Source organism: Paraburkholderia sp. (genome assembly GCF_047605525.1).
Classification (GTDB): domain Bacteria; phylum Pseudomonadota; class Gammaproteobacteria; order Burkholderiales; family Burkholderiaceae; genus Paraburkholderia.
This window is the reverse complement of the sequence record NZ_JASGFN010000008.1, coordinates 72,919-95,408: the sequence shown is the minus strand read 5'-3', so window position 1 is coordinate 95,408 and position 22,490 is coordinate 72,919. Positions and strand designations below refer to the sequence as shown.

The following is a 22,490-nucleotide window of genomic DNA, read 5'->3' as shown; positions in this document are numbered from 1 at the left end:
ACCGTCGAGATAGCCCTCTCGGCACGGCAAGCGGCGTGCATCCAGGGGAACGCGCGGTGCGGGTGGTCAGGATCCGGTACACGCGGATTTCAGCATAAGCCGCGTGCGGATCGACCGGCAGGCATCTCCGGCTCGCTCGAGCGAGGCATCGCGGCGTCCTCATCCAGACGCAGCAGCCGGTAACCGCTCTTGTAAACCGGCCGCAACAGAAAGCCGTTCCGTGGCCCGATCTCGAGCAGCAGACGCAGCCGCGACACGTGGGTGTCGATCGTGCGCGTGAATTCGACGAGCTCGCGGCCCCACACCATCGTGAAGATATGATCGCGCGACATCACGCGGCCGACGTTGGAAAAGAACAGCATGGCCAGCCGGTACTGCGTGCCGGACAGCGGCATCCGCTTGCCACGCAGCATGGCCACCTTGCGGATCCGGTCGAAACGGTACGGGCCGATTTCGAAACTCGCCATTGTGCCGCGCTCCGGATACGCGCGCCGCAGCAGCGCCGCGACGCGCGCGCGAAACTCGGCCGCACGCAGCGGCAACGTGAGGTAATCGTCCGCGCCGCCGGCGAGCGCGCGCACCATGCTCGCCTCCGACCGGTCGCGCGACACGAACATGATCGGCAATTGCTCGCCGGCCACCCGGCGCACCGAGCCAAGCAGCTCGGCGCCGGCGAGCCGCGTGCTCTGCCAGTCGAGCACCAGCAGATCCATCGTGGAGTGGGCGAGCGCTCTCGATATGTCAAGGCCGTCGTCATAAGCGGTGCAGAAATGGCCGGCGCTCATGAGGACACGCTGGATCGACTGACGCATGACCGGGTCACGCTGAAGGACAGCAATACGCATGAATGGAATCTCGATAGGGCAATGCCAGTCATTCTCGAAGGCTTGCCCCTGCTTCTCCCATCGGAGCATTCCGATTTTTGCGTCCGTCGTGGACAGCGCCATCGACATCGGCGAGCCGCGAGGTATCGCCGTGTTCGCGCTTTCTTCGCTCTAATCAAGCGCTTGCCGAGGGAGCCGGCTTTCATCCTGTAAAATCCGCGCCGGCCTCCGTCGTCAGCGCGCCCGCCCTATCCGGACGACGCGCCGGTGTCCCGTGCTCTACCCAGCGCCAGCTACACTTCCTGCCCGACGACCGCCGTATATCCACGCGCTGCCCGCGTGGCTCCTCATTCATCAAACGACATGGCAATGCAAGCGACAAATCTGGGTGGAGCGCAGGCTGTCACCCCACGCCCGCTTGGGCACAGCGATTACAAGACGCTCGGTCTCGCCGCGCTCGGCGGGGCGCTCGAGTTCTACGACTTCATCATCTTCGTGTTTTTCGCGCCGGCGATCGGCCAATTGTTCTTCCCGGCCGCGATGCCGGACTGGCTGCGTCAGGTGCAGACCTTCGGCATCTTCGCGGCCGGCTATCTGGCGCGGCCGCTCGGCGGCATCGTCATGGCGCACTTCGGCGACCTGTTCGGCCGCAAGCGCATGTTCACGCTGAGCGTGCTGCTGATGTCGGTGCCGACGCTGCTGATGGGCCTGATGCCCACCTACGCGAGCATCGGCGTGCTCGCGCCGGTGCTGTTGCTGCTGTTTCGCGTGATGCAGGGGGCGGCGGTCGGCGGCGAAGTGCCGGGCGCGTGGGTGTTCGTCTCCGAGCACGTGCCGCAGCGCCACGTCGGCTATGCGTGCGGCACGCTGACGGCCGGCCTGACGGCGGGCATCCTGCTCGGCTCGCTGATCGCGTCGGCGGTCAATCGCCACTTCACGCCGGCCGACATTTCCGCGTACGCATGGCGTATTCCGTTCCTCGTCGGCGGGGTGTTCGGCATGTTCTCGGTCTATCTGCGCCGCTGGCTGCACGAGACGCCAGTGTTCGCCGAACTCAAGCAGCGCAAGGCGATCGCCGCCGAAGTGCCGCTCAAGGCGGTGCTGCGCGATCACGGCCGCGCGGTGATCGTGTCGATGCTGCTCACGTGGATGCTGTCCGCGGCAATCGTCGTCGTGATCCTGATGACGCCGACGCTGCTGCAAAAGCAGTTTCACCTCGACCCCGCCACCGCGCTGCTCGCGAACTGCGTGGCGACGCTGTGCCTGACGATCGGCTGCGTGATCGCGGGTTCGATTGCCGGACGCATCGGCGCGGGACGCACGATTTTCGTCGGCGGTCTTGCGCTCGCGGTGACCTACTACGCGATGTTCAGGCAGCTTGCGGTCGATACGTCCGCGCTGCTGCCGCTCTATGCGCTGGCGGGGTTTTTCGTCGGCGTAATCGGCGCGATTCCGCTCGTGATGGTGCGGGCGTTTCCGCCGGTGGTGCGCTTCTCGGGCATCTCGTTCTCGTACAACGTCGCGTATGCGGTGTTCGGCGGCCTGACACCGATCGTCGTGGCGCTGATGATGAAGTCGAATCCGCTGGCCGCGCCGTTGTATGTCGCGGCGATCTGCGTGCTGGGAGCGGTGACGACGCTGTTTATCAAGGAAGCGCCGCAGCGGCCGTGAAGCGTCGAAGGCTGGCGACGGCGCGATTCGGGGCGCGCCGTCGCGACGACATTCACACTTCACCGCGCATCGAAACATGCCGCGCCCCGGCAGGCTTACGATGACGCCATGAACTCATCCACCCCCTCCTTCTCGCCCACGCTCGGCCGCGTTCTCGCGACGGTCAGCGTCGGCTTCGTCGTCACGCAGCTGGACGTAACCATCGTCAATATCGCGCTGCCGAAAATCGGCTCGGACCTGCATGCGAATATCGCGGGCCTGCAATGGGTCGTCGATGCGTACACGCTCGCGTTCGCGGTGCTGATGCTGTCGGCCGGCGCGCTCGGCGACCGCTTCGGCACGCGGCGCATGTACGCGGCCGGGATCGTGCTGTTCGCGCTCGCGTCGCTCGCCTGCGGACTCGCGCACGACGCCCCGATGCTGGTCGCCGCGCGCGCGGTGCAAGGCATCGGCGCGGCCGCGATGCTGCCGAATTCGCTCGCGCTGCTCAACCAGTCGTTCGGCCACGATCCGAAGCTGCGGGCACGCGCGGTCGGCCTGTGGACCGCGTCCGGCGCGATTTCGATCGCGGCGGGACCGGTTGCCGGCGGCCTGCTGATCGCCGCGTTCGGCTGGCGCAGCATCTTCCTCGTCAATCTGCCGATCTGCGCGGCCGGCCTGCTGGCGACGCTGCTGTGGATACCACGCCCTCGAGCCGCGCAGCCCGGCGCGCCGGCCGCCGCGCGCGGCAACGCGGGCACGGCCCCGCGCGGCATCGACCCTGGCGGCCAGGGTCTCGCGATCGTCGCGCTGACCGCATTCGTCGCCGCGGTGATCGAATGGCGGCCGCTCGGCCTCGCGCACCCGATCGTGGCCGGCGCCTTCGGCGTCGCACTGCTGGCGGCGAGCGCGTTCGTATTCGTCGAGGCGCGGGTCGCGCGCCCGATGCTGCCGCTGTCGCTGTTCGGCACGCGCACATTCAGCGCGGCGGTGCTGTTCGGCATCTGCGTGAACCTGACGTACTACGGCATGGTGTTCGTTCTGAGTCTTTATCTGCAACGCGTGCGCGGCTATACACCGTTGCAGGCGGGGCTCGCTTTCCTGCCGCTGACGGGCGGCTTCCTGATCTCGAACGTCGCGAGCGGCTGGGTGGTCGGCCGCTTCGGCGTGCGCGTGCCGATGATCCTCGGCGCGATCACCGCCGGCCTCGGCTATGGCCTGCTGCATCTCGTCGACGCCACCACGCCGCTTATCGGCCTGCTGTTGCCGTTCCTGCTGATTCCGTCGGGCATGGGTCTCGCCGTGCCGGCGATGACCACCGCGGTGCTCGCATCGACCGAAGCGAAGCGCGCAGGCACGGCCTCGGCGGTATTGAACACCGCGCGGCAAGCGGGCGGCGCGGTGGGCGTGGCCGCCTTCGGCGCGCTGGCGGGCGGCGCGGCCGCGACGCAGATCGTGGCGGGAATGCAAACCGCGACCGCTATCTCGGTCGCGTTGCTGGTGCTCGGTGGGGTGCTCGCGTGTCTCGTGCATCCGGAGCCACATGCGGCGGGACCGGCCCGCGCGCGAGGGGCAAGCGCGGCGGGTGAGTGAGTCGCGGCAGCAACCGGAGCGCCCAGGCGAAGACACAAAAACAAACCCCCGCGATGCATCACGCACCGCGGGGGTTTTCATATGCAAACTCCGGCTCGCCCCGAGCCACACCGCGAGGCGCCGTGTCGCCGCCATCGTCTACAGCGACGCCTCCTGAATCACGCCGGTATCGACCGCGCGTTCGATCAGGCCTTCGTTGCGTGCCTTGGCGATCGCGTCGGCAATCAGCTTCTCCGGCTCCTCGATCTCCGCCTTGAGCGTGCCGATGAATCCGGACGCGTCCAGAACCACCAGTGTTTTCGCCGAATCGGCGAGGCTGATGATCACGCGATGCGGCGTCGGACCTTCGCCGAGACTCGCGCACAGTTGCGTAACGTTGCCGCCAATCACCTGCTCGAAATTCACAATCATTATGTGCTCCCTTGATTGCCGCGGAATGGAAAACGTGGCGCGCCGGCCCCGCCGATAATGCGTCAGAGGCTGCTGCGGAGGCCGCCGCGCGGCGCGCGCGCGCCGTCGATGCTGAGACGCCCCGCGCCGGTCACGAACAGCAGCAGGAAGCCGCCCGCGATCCCGATGTTCTTCCAGAAGTGGATCACCATGTCGTGTTGCAAGGCAGGGTCGGTGATGTTCCAGAAATCGTGACCCAGCACCGCCGTCGCCACCGTGTACACGGCCATGATCAGCGCGAGCGGACGAACCTTGAAACCGACTACCAGCAACAGGCCGCCGAGCACTTCGACCGCGGTGGCGATCGGCGCGGCGACCTGCACGAACGGTACGCCCCTCGAATGCAGATAGCCGACGAAACCGGCGTAGCCCAGCAGCTTCATCACCCCGCTCCACAGGAACAGCACGGAAAGGGCAAGACGGGCGATGAAAATAATGCCGGAATCGACGGGACGCGACATGAGGGGCTCCTGTAATTGAATAAGCAGCAGACCCGGATGGGCAGCCGCAGTTCCCCGCCTCGCCCCCGAGCATATGTGCAACGGGCGCCTTTTCCAAGCCCGCCCGGCAACGCGGCGGGGCCACGTGGCGCAGCGCGGCGCTCAGGCTCGCGGATAGGTGGCGACCTCGATCAGATTGCCGTCGGGATCGCGGCAATACACCGACGTCATCTTGCCGCGCGCGCCGTCGCGCTCCACCGGCCCCGCCTCGATCGCAACGCCCTCGGCGAGCCAGTGCGCCTCGACGTCGGCCGGGTTCGCGGTGGTCACGAAGCACAGGTCCGCGCTGCCCGGCACCGGCTCGCGCGACGTGAACCACGCGACGGTATCGGCCGATGCGGGACGCAGGTTGATCTTCTGGTTGCCGTAGGTCATCGCCACGCGCGGGCCGCTGCGCGATTCGAATTCGATGCGCCGCATGCCGAGCACGCGCGCGTACCAGGCGGCGCTGACTTCCACGTCCGCGACGTTCAGAACGAGATGATCGAGACTGTCTAGCTGGAAGCTCATGGGTTTCACCTTGGTTCCGACGTCGTGAAGTGAGGAATGAGAAAGCGGCTATGCGCGCGGCGCGTCGGGTGCGAGCAGCACGCCCTTCGTGAATACGAAGCAGCCGTAGCCGCGCTCTTCGCCGGTCGCGATCACGCAGTAGGCCCGGCGCGCGCGCTCGTAAAACGCGAAGCGTTCGATCGACACGAACGGCACCTCGCGCCCTTCCGCCGCATCGACCTCGGCCTGCGCCTCGCGCTGCACCGCCGGGATCGTGTGCGGCTCGCCGACCACTTCCATGCGCGAGGCCGGATGGTCGATGAAGGTGTCGAGCGGCAGCACCGACAGCACCGCGCGAACCGCCCGCGGCGAACCGACGCCATCGAGACGCAGCAGCTTGCCGAGCACGGTGTCGCGCGCAACCGACTCGGCCGGGAAATTGGCGTCGCAGATCACGAGTTCGTCGCCGTGGCCCATCGAGCGCAGCGCATGCAGTATGTCGGCGTTCAGCAGCGGGTCCAGATTCTTCAGCACGGTGTTTCCTTATGGTGCGGATGGGGCGGCCGAAGGCCCGCCGTCCGGTGGGGGTCGCGCGATGTGAGCTGGATCGCAACCCGCTCACAGGTATAGAGCGCATCGAGCCGTGCGTCGACCGATGACACGGGGCCGTTGCGCCGAACCGCGATGATCGGTCGATTGTAGCAAGCAACGTTGCGCACCTGCCCGAGTCGTGCATGGGGGCGAGCGGATGCCATGGGGGTCTCGTGCGCTCCGCCGGCACGGGCCGTCGCCGAACGGCCGGGTTGCGCGCAAGACTGCGCCGAAAACCGCGCGGAAGACAGTCCGGCAGCGGTGCGGCTTTCTTTGCCGCACCGCCAGCGCAGCCAGCCGAGCAGCGCCAGCAGCATCAGCCCCGCGCCGCCCAGCACCGGCTCGCGCCAGCCGAGCAGCGCGATGAACATGAACGCCCGCGCGCCGGCGAGTAGAGCGAAGCCGGCGATCGCGCTCGATATCGCGTCGGCGGCGGCCGACACGCGTGCTAACGCGAAGCTGGCCTGAACAGTCGTGGACGCAGCGGGTTCGTACATGATCGTCTCCGAAAAAGTCATTGCGCGAGGGTTGTCAGGCGCCGCCCGGGGCTTCGTCGAGAAAGCCCGTGACCGCCTGCAGGCGTCCGTGGGCATCCACTACGCCGAAGTCGGATCCCTTGACGATCGGATCGCCCGCGGGCGTCGTCAGCGCCCACGAAAAACGCACGCGATTCGCGAAGCCGTCGACGTCGGTCGTGCGGCGAAACGTGTGATGCGGGAAACGTTCGTGCACCGCGCGGATCATCGCGTCGATGCCGTCGTGTCCGGTGCCGGCGAGCAACGGATCGCGATAGTCGGCATCGGCGCTCCAGATCGTCGCGATCAGCTCGCGACGGCGCGCGCCATCGGTCTCGTTCCAGGCATCGAAATAACGGTCGATCAGATCGGTATGCGCATTCATTTCAAGCTCCTCGGTTGGCAGCACTGAGCACTACGCTCGGCACACGTCGTATGCGGCGGGCTCGGTGTGAAGATTGGCCGCTCGTGCACGTTGCGTCGATTACGTGGCAGGTAAGCAAGCTGCTGCAGCGTTCTGCAAGACGCTCGCGCCCGGCTCGAAACCGCGTCTGGAAACGGTGTTCAAACTGCTGCGCGCACTCGGCGTCAAGCTCAATGCAGTGCCGGCAAGTGTGGCGGCCGCCTGATCCTCGTCCGGTGTATTTGCCGCGTGCCATCGCGCGGCCGGATCGGCCTGCGCCGTCTGCCACGTAGCCGTGCGTGGGCGCGAATAACCGTCGAGGCCGGCGCGATTGATTGCTTACGGGTCGCCGGCGGCGATCATTGAAATCAGTGAAACATTACCTGCCACGTAATCGATTGCTCGTGCGCTTTGACTATGATGAGTGGCATGAACACATTCTCTCTTGCACAAACGGCCTCTTCACCCTCGCCCGTCGCCAGCCGCACCGTTGGCGATCTGCTGCGCGAATGGCGGCAGCGGCGACGGATGAGCCAGTTGCTGCTCGCCACCGAAGCCGAGATCTCGACCCGCCATCTGAGCTTCGTCGAATCGGGCCGTGCGCTACCCAGCCGGGAGATGGTCATGCATCTTGCCGAGCGGCTCGACGTGCCGTTGCGCGCACGCAATACGCTATTGATCGCGGCGGGTTACGCGCCACTGTTCCGTGAACGTCCGCTATCCGATCCGCAGCTCGCCGCCGCGCGTGAAGCCGTCGAGCTCGTGCTCAAGGGGCACGAGCCCTACCCCGCGCTGGCGATAGACCGGCACTGGACCATCGTCGCGACCAACAACGCACTCGCGCCGTTATTGGGCGGCGCGAGCCCCGAGCTGCTGAAGCCGCCGGTCAACGCGCTGCGGCTGAGTCTGCATCCGCAAGGCATCGCGGCGTCGATCGTCAACTGGCATGCATGGCGAGAACATGTGCTGGCACGATTGCAGCGGCAAATCGAAGTGAGCGGCGACGACACGCTGAGCGCACTGCGCGACGAACTGGCCGCGTATCCCGCGCCGCCGGATGCGGGGCCGGCGGCTCCGGACGACGCCGGCCTCAATCAGATCGCCGTGCCGCTGCGGCTGCGCACGCCGATCGGCGTATTGTCGTTTTTCAGCACCACCACCGTGTTTGGCACCCCGGTCGACGTCACACTGTCGGAGCTCGCGATCGAAGCGTTCTTTCCGGCGGATCAGCAAACTGCCCTCACATTGCGGGAGTTTGCCCGAAGCCAGAGCGACAAAGCCGCCCGCTAACATCGAACAGATCGAGATTGGCCCGGCCATCGCTTTCGCACGCCAGGCACGAGTCCCCCTCGCATCATCCAGCCGAAGCACAACGATATGTCCTCGACCGCCGACACCGTACTGATCCGCCAACTCGGCCCCGCCGACCGCGATGCCTATTTCCGGCTTCGTCTGCGTGGACTGCAAGCGCATCCCGAATCGTTCGGCCAAAGTTACGAGGAAGCGCTGGCCAAAGGCGCCGCACAACATGACGCAACGCTGCAGGGCTCGCAGGCGGAGGGCAATTTCCTGCTCGGCGCGTACGCATCGCCCGACGCAACGCTGATCGGCGTGGTCGGACTGCTGCGCTACAAAGCCGACAAGGAACGGCACAAGGCGAACGTGGTGGGCATGTATGTCGCGCAGGAAGCAACTGGGCGCGGCATCGGGCGAGCCCTGCTCAGCGAGTTGCTGGCGCGTGCGGCGCGCGTCGACGGTCTGCGGCAGGTCCAGTTGACGGTGGGCAGCCGCAACGACGCGGCGCGCAAGCTGTACGAGTCGCTCGGTTTTCGTAAATACGGCTGCGAAGTCGGCGCGCTGAATGTCGGCGGCGTGTTCCATGACGAAGATCTGATGATGCGGCTCCTGTAGCGAGTCCTAAGCCTGCTTTCAGCGGGCGTTGTCGCGCCAATGAAAAAAGCATCGGGCTCAACGCGCGGCCGTTCGCTCCCGGTTCGTGCCTGTCCGCTTCCATCGCATCCCTCGCCTTCCCCGTATAGCGAGCAGGCGAGCCTGCTCAAACACGCAATACGTGCTATCTTTTTTTGTTACGTTTTCGGCCGCATCAATTCCGGCACCGATCTCGAGCCGCGGTCTTTGCTCCGCTGCCTGTCAGTCAACCTGTTTATCCATGTCAGACCTTTCCACTTCGCTTCCGCGCGTGCCGCGCCGTTTCGACACCAATCCGAAACCGCTCGGCATCGCGCTCGTCCTGATTGCGCTTGGCGCCGTGTATCTCGCGCAAACCGTCAGCGGCCGCCAGGCGGCGCTCTATATCGTGGGCGCACTGCTCGGCATGTCGCTTTATCACGCGGCATTCGGCTTCACGTCGGCCTGGCGGGTCTTCATCGCCGATGGCCGTGGCGCAGGGCTGCGCGCGCAAATGCTGATGCTCGCGCTTGGCGTACTGCTGTTTTTTCCCGCACTCGCGGCCGGCACGCTGTTCGGCCATCCGGTGAGCGGGCTCGTCGCGCCGGCGGGCACCTCCGTGCTGGTGGGCGCGTTCATGTTCGGCGTCGGCATGCAACTGGGCGGCGGCTGCGCGTCCGGCACGCTGTACACGGTAGGTGGCGGCAGCACCCGCATGCTCGTCACGCTCGCGGCGTTCATCGTCGGTTCGGTCGTCGCCACCGCGCACATGCCGTTCTGGAGCGCGCTGCCGTCGCTGAAGCCGTTTTCGATGGTGACGAGATTCGGCGCGGGCTGGGCGATCGCGCTGAACCTGGTCATTTTTGCCGTGATCGCCGCACTGACCGTGCTGGTCGAACGGCGCCGCCACGGCCGCCTCGTCGACGAGCCGCGTCAGCCGCATACGTCGCCGTGGCTGCACGGTCCCTGGCCGCTCTTCGTCGGCGCGATCGCGCTCGCCGTGCTCAACTTCGCGACGCTGGCACTGTCGGGACGGCCGTGGGGCGTCACGTCGGCGTTCGCGCTGTGGGACGCCAAGATCTTCGCGGCGCTCGGCATCGACGTGGCCAACTGGCCATATTGGGCCACCCACGCCAACGCAGGCTCACTGGCCGCGCCGGTTACACATGACGTCACGTCGGTGATGGACTTCGGCATCATTCTCGGCGCGATGACAGCGGCCGCGCTCGCGGGCCGTTATGCGCCGGTCTGGAAAGTGCCGGCGCGCTCGCTGATCGCCGCGGTGGCCGGCGGGCTGATGCTGGGCTACGGTGCGCGCCTCGCCTATGGCTGCAACATCGGCGCCTATTTCAGCGGCATCGTGTCAGGCAGTTTGCACGGCTGGCTCTGGCTCGTCGCGGCTTTCGCCGGCAACGTGCTCGGCACGCGCCTGCGCCCGCTCTTCGGGCTCGAAGTGGAGCGCCTGCGCCAGACCGGCTGCTAGAAGTTACACAAGTCGTTACAAATACGGCCCCGTTCCAACCTCTTTTGTAACTGGGGCCGCATCCTCCCGTTACACTTTTGATCCACCCCTCAGACCATCCCCGACGCGGCATTTATTACCGTTTATTCGCGCCGCTTTCTATTTCCTTTCCAACCCGAAGCCGATTCACCGGCCCGCGCCCGGCGCTGGCCCTGTACCTGGTCAATCCGGCAAAGCACCTGTTCTACAAGGGTTTTCATGGATTAGTGGGGAATCTCGGAGAGGCGGAAATCCGCCTGGCATCGTCTATTGCAGCAGTGTGAAAAACTTACCGAAAAGTGATGCACTTTTTTGAGATATTTTTTTGTCCAGGGATTGCTTTCTGCTTTTACCCTTCATACAATTCGTCCCAAGCTGTTACGAAATGTAACTCCTTGTATCAAGAATTTGCTGTCTGTATCAGGTGGTGACATGTAGCCGGGGGATCGTGGCCGGTGAGGCAGAAAAGACATAAGGCGAAAAGCCGACATAGTAATTCGGGGCTTCGGAAACAGAGAAAATGGACCGTAGCAGCGAGACGCTGGATTCAATCCGCGAGATCAACTTGTCTTACATCATGCTCGCGCAACGTATGTTGCGCGAGGACAAACCGGTCGGGATGTTCCGGCTGGGACTGTCGTCGGAACTGGCCGATTTGCTTGCCGGGCTGTCGCTCGCGCAGATCGTCAAGCTGGCCTCTTCCGACCAGCTTTTGTGCTTTTTCCGCTTCAACGACCACTCGATGCTGTCGGCGTTGACCCAAACGACGAAGCACACCGCGGTTGCACCGACTCACACGGCGATCCTGCTTGCAGGCCAGCCCGCTGAACAGTTTGCCTGATCGAGGTGAGTGCAATGCTCAAGCGAAGCCTGACTGAAGACGCGCAGGAAGTATTCCGCGCGATCGCGCTGATCGAACTCGGCGCCCGCATGCAGGTGCTCGAAAGCGAACTGACGCTTTCGCGCGACCGCATGATCCGCCTGTATCGCGAAGTCAAGGGCGTGTCGCCGCCCAAGGGCATGCTGCCGTTTTCGGCGGACTGGTACATGACGTGGCTCGCGAACATTCACGCGTCGCTGTTCTACAACACGTACCTGTTCCTGAAGAACGAAGCGCGCTGCTCGCATCTGGATGCGCTGACCAAGGGATACCGGCTGTATCTCGAGCATTGCCGGCACAGCGAAACCGAGCCGGTGCTCGATCTGACGCGCGCATGGACGCTCGTGCGTTTCTTCGACGCCGACATCCTGCAACTGACCAGATGCTGCCGCTGCAGCGGCAAGTTCGTCGCGCACAAGCACGATTTGCAGCACAACGTCGTGTGCGGCGCCTGCCAGCCGCCGTCGCGCGCCGGCAAGACGAAGAAAGCGGCCGCCGCGCGCCAGGAAGCGCTCGGAGCCGCGCAGGTCGCTCAGGCTGCCTGAATGGACTGAATCAGGTCGATTCGAACCGAAGCTCATAAAAAAATCCACGCAGTGCGTGGATTTTTTTTGCCATCTCATCAAGCCGGATTCACCAAAACCGGAATCAACCAGTAAGCCCTACCGTCTGCGCGACGAGCCACAGATTCGCCGCGCTGATCGCGACGAACAGCGTCCACGCGAGCAGCCGCGTCGGCAGCGTGTTGGCGAATTCGCCCATCAGCGAGCGGTCGCTGGTCATGCGGATCAGCGGATAAAGCGCGAACGGCAATTGCAGGCTCAGCACCACCTGGCTTGCAACGAGCAGTTGCCCGACCGCGCCGTTACCCAACATCTGCACACCGATCAGCGCCGGAATCAGCGCGAGCGCGCGCGTGATGAAGCGCCGCTGCCAGCACGGAATCTTCATCTTCAGAAAGCCTTCCATGATGACCTGCCCCGCCACCGTGCCGGTGAAGGTCGAGCTTTGCCCCGATGCCAGCAGCGTGATCGCGAACAGAATCGCCGCGAAACCGGTGCCGACGATCGGCGCGAGCAGCCGGTACGCGTCCTCGATCTGCGTGACCTCGTTGTGCCCCGTCGCATGGAACGCCGCGGCGGCGAGAATCAGGATCGCCATGTTGATCAGCAGCGCGAGCACGAGCGACACGATCGTGTCGATGCGCGACAGACCGATCGCCGAACGGATGCTGGCCGAATCGCGCTTTACCGCGCGGGTCTGCACGATCGACGAATGCAGATACAGGTTATGTGGCATCACCGTCGCGCCGAGAATACCGATCGCGAGATACATCGGTTCACGCGAATTCAGCGCCTGCCACGACGGAATCAGCCCTTGTGCGACCGACGGCCAATGCGGCTTCACGAGCGCGAGTTCGATGACGTAGCCGATGCCGATCGTCGCGATCAGTCCGAGCATGATCGCTTCGAGGTCACGGAAGTTCTTGCCCTTGAGGCCGAGCACGATCAGTGTGTCGAACGCGGTCAGCAGCACGCCGGTGGTCAGCGAGCAATTGAACAGCAGATGAAACGCGAGCGCGCCGCCGAGCACTTCGGCGAGATCGCAGGCGACGATCGACAGCTCCGCGAGCAGCCATTGCACGCGCGCGACGCGCGGCGAATACCGCGCGCTGGACAGTTGCGCGAGGTCGCGTCCGGTGGCGATGCCGAGCCGCATGCTCAGGCATTGCAGCGCCATCGCCGCGAGGCTCGACAGCAGCACGACGAACAGCAGGCTGTAACCGTAACGCGAGCCGGCTTCGATCGCGGTGGCCCAGTTGCCCGGGTCCATGTAGCCGATCGAGACCAGCAATCCGGGACCCGCGAATTGCAGGATCTTTTTCCAGAATGGCGCGCCTGGCGAGACGGCGACCGAGCCCTGTACCTCGGACGGGCAGAACGGCGCAGTGGCGGTGGTCGGTAATTTGAAGAGCAAGCAGGATGTCTCTCGGGGGAAATCGACGCGACGCTGCATGCCGGCGGTCGCGAGCCGCCTCAAGTGTACAAAGAAACCCCCGGCAATGTCCCGCAGAGCGCATAGCGACCGAGGACTCGCATACGGCGTGTCGGGCCGCGCGAGCACGCAATCCCGCGCCATCCAATCCGTTAGCGCTTCGCCATTTGCTGTTGCGCCGGAACAGCCGTTGCCACCACCGGCGCCGGCGCCGAAGCCGCCCCCACCGCCGTATCCCCCGCCTGCACTTCACCCCAACCGCCGCCCAACGCGCGAATCAGATTCACGGTCGACACCGCCTGCGTGCCCGCCAGATGGCTCGCCTGCAGTTGCGACAACAGCACCTGCCGCTCGCCGTCGATCACGTCGAGATAGCTGACCGCGCCCTCCGTGTACTGCGTGCGCGACAGATGCGCGGCCCGTTGCGACGCCTCGACCGCGTCGTTCTGCTCGCGCATCTGATCGTCGAGCAGACGCAGGTCGGCAAGGTTGTCCTCGACTTCACGGAACGCGACGAGCACCTGCTGACGGTACTGCGCGACATCTTCGTCGTACTTCGAACGCGCCTGCGCGAGATTGGCCTTGCGGCGCCCGCCGTCGAACAGCGGCACGGTCAGCGCGGTGCCCGCGAGCGGACCGAGAATGAACGCGCGGCTCGACCACATGAACAGATCGCCGAGCGTCGCCGATTCAAAGCCGAATGCACCGGTGATGTCGAGCTTCGGGAAGTACGCCGACTTCGCGAGCCCGACGCGCGCATTCGCCGCCTGCATCGCGCGCTCGGCGGCCGCGATATCGGGCCGCCGTTCGAGCAGCGCCGACGGCAAACCGGGCGGCACGCGCACCGTCACCGGCACGAGCGGCGCCTCCGCGAACGAGAAATCCGCCGGCGGCTTGCCGAGCAGAATCGCGAGGCTATGCTCCGATGCCGCGCGTTGACGCGCGACGCCGACCGCATCCGCGCGCGCGCTCGCGAGTTCGTTGCGGGAGCGCGAAAGATCCAGCTCGCTGATATCGCCTTCCTTGAAGCGCCGCTCGACGAGCTTCAGCGTATCCTCGCGCAACGCGACGGTGCGGCGGTACAGGTCCTGATCGGTATCGAGCTCGCGCAACTGGAAGTAGTTCTGCGCGACGTCGGCCTGCAACGACAACTGCACCGAGCGGAACAGCGCCTCGCTCTGCTGCTCGTCCGCGCGCGACGCATTCACGTTCGAGCCGACGCGTCCGAACAGATCCGCTTCATACGACGCGCCGGCCTGCGCGCGCCAGATCGTGCCCGTCGTGCCGCCCGCGCTGTCCGGCAGGAATTGCGACGCCGCCGACGCACGCTCGCGCGTCGGACCGAAGCCCGCGTCGAGTTTCGGAAACCAGTCCGACTTCGCTGCCTGCGTGACCGCGCGCGCCTGCTGCACGCGCGCCGCCGCGGCCTTCAGATCCTGATTCGCGGCGGCCGCCTGCTCTTCGAGCGCGTCGAGCTGCGGGTCGCCGAAAATCTTCCACCATTCGCCGCGCAGCGCATCGTCGTTGGGTTGCGCGGGCTTCCACGTGCCGGTGTTCTGCGCCGAAGCAGCCGGCACGTCCGACGCCGCCGCAGCAGCGGACGCCGCGGGAGCTTCCTTGAAGGCCGCCGGCGTATCGACATCGGGCCGCTTGTACACCGGTTCGACCGAGCACGCCGCCAGCAATGCCACCAGCAATCCGCTGGCGGCCGCCCGGCCCCATCCGCTCAAGGAACCAACGCGAGATTCAAAGCGATTCATTATTGTTTTCTCCTTCAGGCGTCCGTGACGGCCGCCCCGTAGCGCGGCGCATCCTTCTGCGCGACGTGCACCGTGCCGCCCGCGAGCGAGCGCAACACCACATAGAACACCGGCGTCAGCATCAGCCCGAACAGCGTGACGCCGAGCATGCCGAAGAACACCGCGATACCCATCGCGTGACGCATCTCCGAGCCCGCGCCGCTCGACAGCACCAGCGGCACCACGCCCATGATGAATGCGATCGATGTCATCAGAATCGGCCGCAACCGCAGGCGGCTCGCCTCGATTGCCGCCTGGAGCGGCGAACGTCCATCGTGTTCGAGCTCGCGCGCGAATTCGACGATCAGGATCGCGTTCTTCGCCGACAACCCCACCAGCACCATCAAGCCGATCTGCGTGAAGATGTTGTTGTCGCCGCCGGTGAGCCACACGCCGGTCAGCGCGGACAGCACGCTCATCGGCACGATCAGGATCACCGCGAGCGGCAGCGTCAGACTTTCATACAACGCCGCGAGCACGAGGAATACGAGCAGCACGCTGATCGGGAACACCCACAGGCCCGCATTGCCGGCGAGAATCTGCTGATACGTGAGGTCGGTCCATTCGAGCTTCACGCCGCGCGGCAGCACTTCGGCAGCCACGCGTTCGGCGGCGGCCTGCGCCTGGCCCGACGAATAACCCGGCGCCGGGCCGCCGTTGATGTCGGCCGCGGTGTAGCCATTGTAGCGCACCACCATTTCCGGACCATACGTCGGCGTCACCGTGACGAGCGACGACAACGGCACCATCTCGCCGGATGCATTACGCGTCTTCAGTTGCAGGATGCCGTCGGCGCGTTGACGGAACGGCGCGTCCGCCTGCACGCGCACCTGATACACACGGCCGAAGCGGTTGAAGTCGTTCACGTACAGCGAACCCAGATAGATCTGCATCGTGTCGAACACGTCCGTTACCGGCACGCCGAGTTGCTTCGCCTTCACGCGATCCAGATCGACGTTCAACTGCGGCACGTTGATCTGATAGCTCGAGAACGTGGGCCCGAGTTCGGGCGTTTGCGCCGCGCGCTTCACGAATGCTTCGGCGGCCTTGTTCAACTCCGCGTAACCGACCGCGCCGTGATCCTCGAGCTGCATCTTGAAGCCGCCGAGCGTACCGAGGCCGAGCACCGGCGGCGGCGGGAACACCGCGACGAACGAGTCCTTGATCGCGCCATATTGCTGGTTCAGCGCGCCCGCAATCGCACCGGCCGACAGCTTGCGATCGCCGCGCTCCTTGAACGGCTTCAGCGTGACGAACACGATGCCCGCGCTCGAACTATTCGTGAAGCCGTTCACCGACAAACCGGGGAATGCCACCGCGCTTTCGACGCCCGGCTGCTTCAGCGCGATCGCGCTCATATCGCGAATCACCTTTTCCGTGCGATCGAGCGACGCGCCGTTCGGCAACTGCGCGAATGCGATCAGATACTCCTTGTCCTGCGCGGGCACGAAACCGCCCGGCACGATACGCGCCATCAGCACGGTCGCGCCGACCAGCACCGCATACACCGCGAGCATCGCGCCCTTGCGGCGCAGCACACCGGTCACGCCGCGGCTATACGCTTCCGAACCGCGATGAAAGACCTTGTTGAAGCGCCTGAAAAAGCCGCCGAGCAGCAGGTTCATCACGCGCGTCAACCAGTCTTCCTTCTCGCCGTGGCTACGCAGCAGCAGCGCGGACAATGCCGGCGACAAGGTCAGCGAATTGAACGCCGAGATCACCGTCGAGATCGCGATCGTCATCGCAAACTGCTTGTAGAACTGGCCCGTAAGACCCGTCATGAAGGCGAGCGGCACGAACACGGCGACGAGTGTCAGCGCAATCGCGATGATCGGCCCGCTCACTTCGCGCATCGCCTTATAGGTCGCGTCGCGCGCACTCAACCCGCTTTCGATATTGCGCTCGACGTTCTCGACCACGACGATCGCATCGTCGACCACGATCCCGATTGCGAGCACCATGCCGAACAGCGACAGCGCATTGATCGAGAAACCGAACGCGAGCAGCAGCGAGAACGTACCGACAATCGATACCGGCACGGCAATCAGCGGAATGATCGACGCACGCCACGTCTGCAGGAACACGATCACGACGATCACGACGAGTGCAATCGCCTCGAGCAGCGTATGCACGACTGCTTCGATACTGGCGCGCACGAACTGCGTCGGGTCGTAGACGATCCGGTATTCGACGCCGGCCGGCATGTCCGCGGACAGCTCCTTCATCGCCGCGCGCACCTGCTCGGAAATCGCGAGCGAGTTCGCACCCGGCGCCTGGTTGATTGCAAGCGCAACGGCGGGCTTGTTGTCGAGCAGCGAACGCAACCCGTATTCCGACGCCGCGAGCTCGATACGCGCGATGTCACGCAAATACGTCACGCCGCCGTCCGGCGCGGTCTTTACGATGATGTCGCCGAATTCGCTCTCGGTCTTCAGACGGCCACGCGCATTCACCGACAGCTGCAACTGCGTGCCCGGCACCGACGGCGATGCGCCGATCACGCCGGCCGCCACCTGAATGTTCTGCTCGCGAATCGCGTTCACGACTTCCGTTGCCGTCAGGCCGCGTTGCGCGACCTTCTGCGGATCGAGCCAGATACGCATCGCGTAGTCGCCCGAACCCCATAGCTGCACTTCGCCGACACCCTGAATCCGCGCAAGCCGATCCTTCACGTTGAGCAGCGCGTAATTGCGCAGATACGTCATGTCGTAACGGTCGTTCGGCGAGATCAGGTGCACCACCATCGTCAGCGTCGGCGAACTCTTGATGGTCGTCACGCCGAGACGCTGCACGTCTTCCGGCAGACGGGGCAGCGCCTGGTTCACGCGGTTCTGCACGAGTTGCGTCGCGAGATCCGGATCGGTGCCGAGCTTGAACGTCACCGTGAGCGTCAGATTGCCGTCGCTATTCGCCTGCGACTGCATGTACAGCATGTTCTCGACGCCGTTGATCTGTTCCTCGAGCGGCGCGGCCACCGCCTCGGCGATCACTTTCGGATTCGCGCCCGGATACTGCGCGTGCACCACCACCGACGGCGGCACCACTTCCGGATACTCGGAAATGGGCAGCTTGAACAGCGAGATGATGCCCCCGAGCAGGATCAATACCGATAGCACGCCTGCAAAGATCGGGCGATCGATGAAGAATTTGGATATGTTCATGGGAAGCTCTTAATGTTGGAGCATGCTCATTGGAGCAGGCGCCGCGTCGCGCGGTGTCGTGCTTTCATTCAGTGCACATTCCGTGCAAATTCGGTGCAGATTCGGTGCAAGCGCAACGGACGCGGCGCGCGGGGCTCACGAATTCTTGTCCGCGCCTGCAGCCGCCCTGGCACGCGACTGCGCGAGCGGCGCGCTGTTCGGGTCCTGGTCGGTCGTCATCGGCACCATATGCGCGCGCACCGCGTCGCCCGGACGCACGCGCTGAACGCCGTTGACGACGATGCGGTCGCCCGGCTTCAGACCGTCCTTGACGACGCGCAGATTGCCCTGCATCGCGCCCGTCGAGATCTCGCGATACACGACGTGATTGCCCTGATCGACGACCAGCACGAATTTCTTGTCCTGATCGGTACCGACCGCGGCATCGTCGATCAGCAGCGCCGGATGCGGCGCGCCGCCGCCCACTTTCACGCGCGCGTAGAGGCCGGGAATCAGCGCGCCGTCCTCGTTATCGAAACGCGCGCGCACGCGGATCGTGCCCGACGACGTATCGAGCCGGTTGTCGACCGATTCGATCGTGCCGCTGCGCGAATAGCCGGTTTCATCCGCGAGGCCCAGCTCGACCGGCACCTTGCCACCGTCCTTCGCGCGGCTCAGGTATTGCAGATAGGTCTGTTCGTCCGCGTCGAACGATGCGTAGATCGGCGACACCGAAACCAGCGTGGTGAGCGGCGTCGAATTCGCGCCCGCCGACACGACGTTGCCCACCGTGATTTCCGCGCGCGACACGCGGCCCGACACGGGAGCGACGATCTTCGTGTAGCCGAGATTGATGCGCGCGGTTTCGAGCGCGGCTTGCGCGGCCTTCAGGTTCGCGCTCGCTTCGCGCGCGGCGTTCTGCTTCTCGTCATAGTCGCGTTTGGCGATCGCGTTGTCGGCGATCAGACGTTGCGCGCGCTCCCAGTCGCTTTGCGTGTAACCGGTGCGCGCCTGCGCGGCCGCGAGTTGCGCTTCCGCGCGATCCACTTCGGCCGCGTACGGACGCGGATCGATCACGAACAGCGTGTCGCCCTTCTTCACGAGCGCGCCGTCCTTGAAGTTGACGGACACGATCGTGCCCGGTACCTGTGAACGCACGTCCACTTTTTCGACCGCTTCGAGACGGCCCGAATAGGTCTGCCAGTCGGTGATCGTCTTTTGCACGACGGTTGCGACGTCGACCTCCGGCACGATGGTCGGCGCGGCCGGCGAGCTCGCATCGACGCGAATCGCGCCGAACGTGCCGAGCCCGGCGAGAACGAGTACAGCCAGCGTGGCAATCGCCACGCGGCGACGGGAAAGAGGAAGGATAGTCATGTGAAGCTCCCGGTATCGTTGATTGAAGTTCTGTTTATCGATGCGCGCGTGTCGAAGCGCCACTGAAAAAAGCGCACCGCCTCCTGCAACGCGGGCGGATGATCGGCGAGCGCCGCATGCGACACGCTCGGAAAGCGCACCACCTGGGTCTGCACGCCGGCGTCGATCAGACTGCTTGCGTATTTCTCGGCCTCCACGTGCAGCACGTCGTTCTGCGCGGTCGCGATCAGCGTGGCCGGCAAACCCGCGAGCCGCGACGATTCGAGCGGCGCCGCATACGGATGCATGCGCTGCGACGCTTGCGGCAGATACGCGCGATAGCACGCCGCGCACTCGCGCGCGGTGATGTCCGAACCGAGGCGCTGTTCGTCGCCGAGACGCGTGAGGCTCGGATCGAGCATCGGCCCGAACAACGCCTGCGCGACGATCTGCACATCGCCGCGATCGCGCGCGATAAAAGCGAGGCAATTGGCGAGCTGGCCGCCCGCGTCATGACCCGCGACGCCGATCTTTCTGCTATTGCCGCCCAAAGCGCGCGCCCGCGCCTGCACCCACTGCGCCGCCCGGTACGCGTCTTCGGGCGCGGCGGGAAACGGAAACCTCGGCGCGAGCGAATAGCCGACCGACACGACCAGCGCCGGTAAGTGTTCTGCGAAATAGCGCGCGGCAAAGTCGGCCTGGTCGACCGAACCCTTCGTAAAGCCGCCGCCATGAAAATAAAGCAGTACCGGCAATGCGGTTTTTTTCGCGGGCCGGTAGAGCCGCAGCGGGATGTCCTGCGCGTGCCCTTCGATCCGCACTTCGGTTACTTCGAGTGCCGTGCCAGTGGTATCCGCCGGACTGCTGTCGGCGGAAACGAACGGCAACGGCGATTTGAATGCATCCATGTCGAGCCGCGCAAATGCGCATAGAACTTCAATGATGCGAATTGTGGGTTCGGCAGAGTCGCAAATAAATGCCTATAATCCGGCAACACAATTCGGTGCCTCTGAACAATCCGATCCGATTGCTTCGCGGATTCACTCCCGCCAGTGCGCCCGTCCCTTCTGGAGGTTTGCGATGGACCGGCTTCAGGCCATGCAAGTGTTCACCCGTGTCGTCGACACCAACAGCTTTACCCGCGCAGCGGAAACACTCGATCTGCCGCGCGCGTCCGTCACTACGATTATTCAGAATCTCGAAGCGTTTCTCGGCACGCGCCTGATGCACCGGACCACCCGGCGTCTGTCGCTGACGCCCGACGGCGCCGCGTACTACGAGCGCTGCGTGCGCATCCTCGCGGACGTCGAAGAGACCGAGGCCAGTTTTCAGAGCGGCAACAAGAAGCCCCACGGCAAGCTGCGCATCGACATGCCCGGCTCGATCGGCCGCCTGATCGTGATTCCGTCGCTGTGCGAATTCCACACGCGCTACCCGGACATCGATCTGCAACTCGGCCTGACGGATCGCCCCGTGGATCTGTTGCAGGAAGGCGTCGATTGCGTGGTGCGGGTCGGCGCGCTGCAGGATTCGTCGCTGGTCGCGCGCCGCATCGGTCTGTTCGAGGGTGTCACCTGCGCGGCGCCGGACTACATCAAGCGCGCGGGCATGCCGGCTTCACTCGAAGACCTCGACAATCACAAGGCCGTCAACTACTTCTCGAGCCGCACGGGCCGCACGATCGATTGGGCGTTCATGGTCGATGGCAAGGAAGTGGAGGTGAAGATGAAGGGCATCGTATCGGTCAACGACGCCGATGCCTACGTGACCTGCGGACTCGAAGGCTTCGGCCTGATCCAGCCGGCGCGCTTCATGGTGCTGCCGCATCTGCGTTCGGGACAACTCGTCGAAGTACTGCCGGAGTTGAAACCGCTGCCGATGCCGATTTCGGCAGTCTATCCGCACAGTCGTCATCTGTCGCCGAAAGTCCGTGTTTTCGTAGACTGGATTGCGGAGCTGTTCGATCGTTGTCCGTTGTTGAGCGGACGCGGCAGTCTCGACACGGCCTGCACGAAGCGCACGTTCGAAGAACGCGAGTCCGCGCCGGCACTCGACACGCCGATGGTGACCGAGTGGGCTGTGTGAGTAGTTGCCTGAGAGAGTGACCTAAGCGAGAAGTGCGCAAACTGAAACAGTGAATTCCAGCCGCGGCGCCAATGCCGCGGCTACTGCGCAATAGCGCTATCCAGCAAGACCCTTCCCGCAATTGTTCCGGAATCTCGACAATTCATTTCGCGAAAGTGCGATTTATCCGCACTGTGTCGACGTCTACATTTCACCCTGTCGCGGCGCCTCATGCGCTGCCAATGAATCGACAGGAGTGAATCATGAAACGCAATCTGCTGGCAGGTCTCGCTCTTTCGCTGCTCGTCAGCGCTCCGGTGTTCGCCGAAGGCGGCGGCGGTATTGGCCGCGCGGGCACGTATGACACGCAACCGGCACCAACCGCGAGCACGAAAACGCGCGCCGAAGTCAAAGCGGAACTGGTCGCCGCGTATCGCGACGGCTCGTTGCCCGCGCTCAATCGCACGTCGTATCCCGACAAAGGCCTGGTCGGGCAAACGCAAGCCGCGCGCATCGCGTTGCAGGAACGCACGAACGGCGACGTCACGCGCGTCGCGAACGATCGGTAAACGTGGCCGCCGCAACGATTGGCTTGCCACGAGAAACGATCGTTGCGGTATTGCCCACGCACGTTTTATCAAGGAGCACATCATGACACCGTCAGAACTCGATCACTGGAATACGGACACGCCCGTGTGGACGCCGTATCGTCCGGCGCAGCATTAAGCACGATCGGTCATCCACGGCATTTGCCGTCATGCACTCGCGGCGCCGCGCCGCGAGTGCATTGTTTTTGAAAGCTATCGCAACCGCCCCCACGCTCCGGTCGACG

At 64.8% G+C, this 22,490-nt stretch carries 22 protein-coding genes; 10 read left to right on the top strand and 12 right to left on the bottom strand.

Annotation, left to right across the window (positions count from 1 at the left end):
• Positions 1 to 89: 89 nt before the first annotated feature.
• On the bottom strand, positions 90 to 845 hold the full coding sequence (locus QM685_RS13660) for a response regulator transcription factor (RefSeq protein ID WP_415116701.1): 756 nt from the start codon (positions 843 to 845) through the stop codon (positions 90 to 92).
• A gap of 348 nt (positions 846 to 1,193) precedes the next feature.
• Between QM685_RS13660 and QM685_RS13655 the strand changes: the two genes are divergently transcribed.
• Both QM685_RS13655 and QM685_RS13650 read left to right on the top strand, forming a co-directional pair.
• Positions 1,194 to 2,495: an MFS transporter gene (locus tag QM685_RS13655; protein WP_415116699.1), complete on the top strand. Its 1,302-nt coding sequence runs from the start codon at positions 1,194 to 1,196 to the stop codon at positions 2,493 to 2,495.
• A 108-nt stretch (positions 2,496 to 2,603) separates the two neighbouring features.
• Positions 2,604 to 4,067 (top strand): MFS transporter, encoded by a 1,464-nt coding sequence (locus tag QM685_RS13650; protein ID WP_415116697.1) that lies wholly within the window; start codon positions 2,604 to 2,606, stop codon positions 4,065 to 4,067.
• A gap of 138 nt (positions 4,068 to 4,205) precedes the next feature.
• Here QM685_RS13650 and QM685_RS13645 read toward each other — a convergent pair whose 3' ends face one another.
• The 6 genes from QM685_RS13645 to QM685_RS13620 all read right to left on the bottom strand — a co-directional run bounded on the left by QM685_RS13645 (position 4,206) and on the right by QM685_RS13620 (position 6,997).
• On the bottom strand, positions 4,206 to 4,478 hold the full coding sequence (locus tag QM685_RS13645; protein ID WP_415116695.1) for a hypothetical protein: 273 nt from the start codon (positions 4,476 to 4,478) through the stop codon (positions 4,206 to 4,208).
• Positions 4,479 to 4,540: 62 nt separating this feature from the next.
• Positions 4,541 to 4,978, bottom strand: coding sequence for a DoxX family protein (locus tag QM685_RS13640; protein WP_415116693.1), 438 nt, complete (start codon positions 4,976 to 4,978; stop codon positions 4,541 to 4,543).
• 141 nt (positions 4,979 to 5,119) lie between these two features.
• On the bottom strand, positions 5,120 to 5,527 hold the full coding sequence (locus QM685_RS13635; protein WP_415116691.1) for a VOC family protein: 408 nt from the start codon (positions 5,525 to 5,527) through the stop codon (positions 5,120 to 5,122).
• A 48-nt stretch (positions 5,528 to 5,575) separates the two neighbouring features.
• Positions 5,576 to 6,040, bottom strand: a complete 465-nt coding sequence (locus tag QM685_RS13630) for an RbsD/FucU family protein (protein WP_415116689.1) — start codon at positions 6,038 to 6,040, stop codon at positions 5,576 to 5,578.
• Positions 6,034 to 6,594 carry a hypothetical protein gene (locus QM685_RS13625; RefSeq protein ID WP_415116687.1) on the bottom strand — a complete coding sequence of 187 codons (561 nt, stop codon included), beginning with the start codon at positions 6,592 to 6,594 and terminating at the stop codon, positions 6,034 to 6,036. The genes QM685_RS13630 and QM685_RS13625 overlap by 7 nt, the downstream gene beginning before the upstream one ends.
• A 34-nt stretch (positions 6,595 to 6,628) precedes the next feature.
• On the bottom strand, positions 6,629 to 6,997 hold the full coding sequence (locus tag QM685_RS13620; protein ID WP_415116685.1) for a nuclear transport factor 2 family protein: 369 nt from the start codon (positions 6,995 to 6,997) through the stop codon (positions 6,629 to 6,631).
• A gap of 73 nt (positions 6,998 to 7,070) precedes the next feature.
• Here QM685_RS13620 and QM685_RS13615 point away from each other — a divergent pair, with 73 nt between their 5' ends.
• From QM685_RS13615 to flhC, 6 genes are all read left to right on the top strand, one after another.
• Positions 7,071 to 7,241: a hypothetical protein gene (locus tag QM685_RS13615; protein ID WP_415116683.1), complete on the top strand. Its 171-nt coding sequence runs from the start codon at positions 7,071 to 7,073 to the stop codon at positions 7,239 to 7,241.
• A 203-nt stretch (positions 7,242 to 7,444) separates the two neighbouring features.
• A complete protein-coding gene (locus tag QM685_RS13610) occupies positions 7,445 to 8,305 on the top strand; it encodes a helix-turn-helix domain-containing protein (protein ID WP_415116681.1) in 861 nt (286 codons plus the stop codon).
• Between the two features lie 87 nt (positions 8,306 to 8,392).
• Entirely contained in the window at positions 8,393 to 8,926 is a 534-nt protein-coding gene (locus tag QM685_RS13605; protein ID WP_415116679.1) for a GNAT family N-acetyltransferase, read from the top strand.
• A gap of 259 nt (positions 8,927 to 9,185) precedes the next feature.
• Positions 9,186 to 10,406, top strand: a complete 1,221-nt coding sequence (locus tag QM685_RS13600; RefSeq protein ID WP_415116677.1) for a YeeE/YedE family protein — start codon at positions 9,186 to 9,188, stop codon at positions 10,404 to 10,406.
• 538 nt (positions 10,407 to 10,944) lie between these two features.
• A complete protein-coding gene (gene flhD, locus QM685_RS13595) occupies positions 10,945 to 11,265 on the top strand; it encodes a flagellar transcriptional regulator FlhD (protein WP_075297569.1) in 321 nt (106 codons plus the stop codon).
• Positions 11,266 to 11,279: 14 nt separating this feature from the next.
• Positions 11,280 to 11,849, top strand: a complete 570-nt coding sequence (gene flhC / locus QM685_RS13590) for a flagellar transcriptional regulator FlhC (RefSeq protein WP_415116674.1) — start codon at positions 11,280 to 11,282, stop codon at positions 11,847 to 11,849.
• A gap of 103 nt (positions 11,850 to 11,952) precedes the next feature.
• On the opposite strand, the gene QM685_RS13585 is transcribed toward flhC, so the two are convergent.
• The 5 genes from QM685_RS13585 to QM685_RS13565 all read right to left on the bottom strand — a co-directional run bounded on the left by QM685_RS13585 (position 11,953) and on the right by QM685_RS13565 (position 20,502).
• Positions 11,953 to 13,281 carry an Nramp family divalent metal transporter gene (locus QM685_RS13585; RefSeq protein WP_415116672.1) on the bottom strand — a complete coding sequence of 443 codons (1,329 nt, stop codon included), beginning with the start codon at positions 13,279 to 13,281 and terminating at the stop codon, positions 11,953 to 11,955.
• 170 nt (positions 13,282 to 13,451) lie between these two features.
• Positions 13,452 to 15,059, bottom strand: coding sequence for an efflux transporter outer membrane subunit (locus QM685_RS13580; protein ID WP_415116670.1), 1,608 nt, complete (start codon positions 15,057 to 15,059; stop codon positions 13,452 to 13,454).
• A 14-nt stretch (positions 15,060 to 15,073) separates the two neighbouring features.
• Entirely contained in the window at positions 15,074 to 18,259 is a 3,186-nt protein-coding gene (locus QM685_RS13575) for an efflux RND transporter permease subunit (protein ID WP_415116668.1), read from the bottom strand.
• A 135-nt stretch (positions 18,260 to 18,394) separates the two neighbouring features.
• Positions 18,395 to 19,615 carry an efflux RND transporter periplasmic adaptor subunit gene (locus QM685_RS13570; protein ID WP_415116666.1) on the bottom strand — a complete coding sequence of 407 codons (1,221 nt, stop codon included), beginning with the start codon at positions 19,613 to 19,615 and terminating at the stop codon, positions 18,395 to 18,397.
• Positions 19,612 to 20,502, bottom strand: coding sequence for an alpha/beta hydrolase (locus QM685_RS13565; RefSeq protein ID WP_415116664.1), 891 nt, complete (start codon positions 20,500 to 20,502; stop codon positions 19,612 to 19,614). Before QM685_RS13565 ends, QM685_RS13570 begins: the two co-directional genes overlap by 4 nt.
• A gap of 172 nt (positions 20,503 to 20,674) precedes the next feature.
• On the opposite strand from QM685_RS13565, the gene QM685_RS13560 reads away from it, so the two are divergent.
• Positions 20,675 to 21,679: a LysR family transcriptional regulator gene (locus QM685_RS13560; protein ID WP_415116662.1), complete on the top strand. Its 1,005-nt coding sequence runs from the start codon at positions 20,675 to 20,677 to the stop codon at positions 21,677 to 21,679.
• Positions 21,680 to 21,921: 242 nt separating this feature from the next.
• The gene (locus tag QM685_RS13555) at positions 21,922 to 22,227 is read left to right on the top strand and encodes a DUF4148 domain-containing protein (RefSeq protein ID WP_415116660.1); all 306 of its coding nucleotides are present in this window, start codon (positions 21,922 to 21,924) and stop codon (positions 22,225 to 22,227) included.
• The last annotated feature ends 263 nt before the right edge of the window (positions 22,228 to 22,490 follow it).

Coding starts and splice junctions, on each gene's coding strand:
- QM685_RS13660 (WP_415116701.1), bottom strand. CDS start 845: ATGCGTATTGCTGTCCTTCAGCGTGACCCGGTCATGCGTCAGTCGATC.
- QM685_RS13655 (WP_415116699.1), top strand. CDS start 1,194: ATGCAAGCGACAAATCTGGGTGGAGCGCAGGCTGTCACCCCACGCCCG.
- QM685_RS13650 (WP_415116697.1), top strand. CDS start 2,604: ATGAACTCATCCACCCCCTCCTTCTCGCCCACGCTCGGCCGCGTTCTC.
- QM685_RS13645 (WP_415116695.1), bottom strand. CDS start 4,478: ATGATTGTGAATTTCGAGCAGGTGATTGGCGGCAACGTTACGCAACTG.
- QM685_RS13640 (WP_415116693.1), bottom strand. CDS start 4,978: ATGTCGCGTCCCGTCGATTCCGGCATTATTTTCATCGCCCGTCTTGCC.
- QM685_RS13635 (WP_415116691.1), bottom strand. CDS start 5,527: ATGAGCTTCCAGCTAGACAGTCTCGATCATCTCGTTCTGAACGTCGCG.
- QM685_RS13625 (WP_415116687.1), bottom strand. CDS start 6,594: ATGTACGAACCCGCTGCGTCCACGACTGTTCAGGCCAGCTTCGCGTTA.
- QM685_RS13620 (WP_415116685.1), bottom strand. CDS start 6,997: ATGAATGCGCATACCGATCTGATCGACCGTTATTTCGATGCCTGGAAC.
- QM685_RS13610 (WP_415116681.1), top strand. CDS start 7,445: ATGAACACATTCTCTCTTGCACAAACGGCCTCTTCACCCTCGCCCGTC.
- QM685_RS13605 (WP_415116679.1), top strand. CDS start 8,393: ATGTCCTCGACCGCCGACACCGTACTGATCCGCCAACTCGGCCCCGCC.
- QM685_RS13600 (WP_415116677.1), top strand. CDS start 9,186: ATGTCAGACCTTTCCACTTCGCTTCCGCGCGTGCCGCGCCGTTTCGAC.
- flhD (WP_075297569.1), top strand. CDS start 10,945: ATGGACCGTAGCAGCGAGACGCTGGATTCAATCCGCGAGATCAACTTG.
- flhC (WP_415116674.1), top strand. CDS start 11,280: ATGCTCAAGCGAAGCCTGACTGAAGACGCGCAGGAAGTATTCCGCGCG.
- QM685_RS13580 (WP_415116670.1), bottom strand. CDS start 15,059: ATGAATCGCTTTGAATCTCGCGTTGGTTCCTTGAGCGGATGGGGCCGG.
- QM685_RS13575 (WP_415116668.1), bottom strand. CDS start 18,259: ATGAACATATCCAAATTCTTCATCGATCGCCCGATCTTTGCAGGCGTG.
- QM685_RS13570 (WP_415116666.1), bottom strand. CDS start 19,615: ATGACTATCCTTCCTCTTTCCCGTCGCCGCGTGGCGATTGCCACGCTG.
- QM685_RS13565 (WP_415116664.1), bottom strand. CDS start 20,502: ATGGATGCATTCAAATCGCCGTTGCCGTTCGTTTCCGCCGACAGCAGT.
- QM685_RS13560 (WP_415116662.1), top strand. CDS start 20,675: ATGGACCGGCTTCAGGCCATGCAAGTGTTCACCCGTGTCGTCGACACC.
- QM685_RS13555 (WP_415116660.1), top strand. CDS start 21,922: ATGAAACGCAATCTGCTGGCAGGTCTCGCTCTTTCGCTGCTCGTCAGC.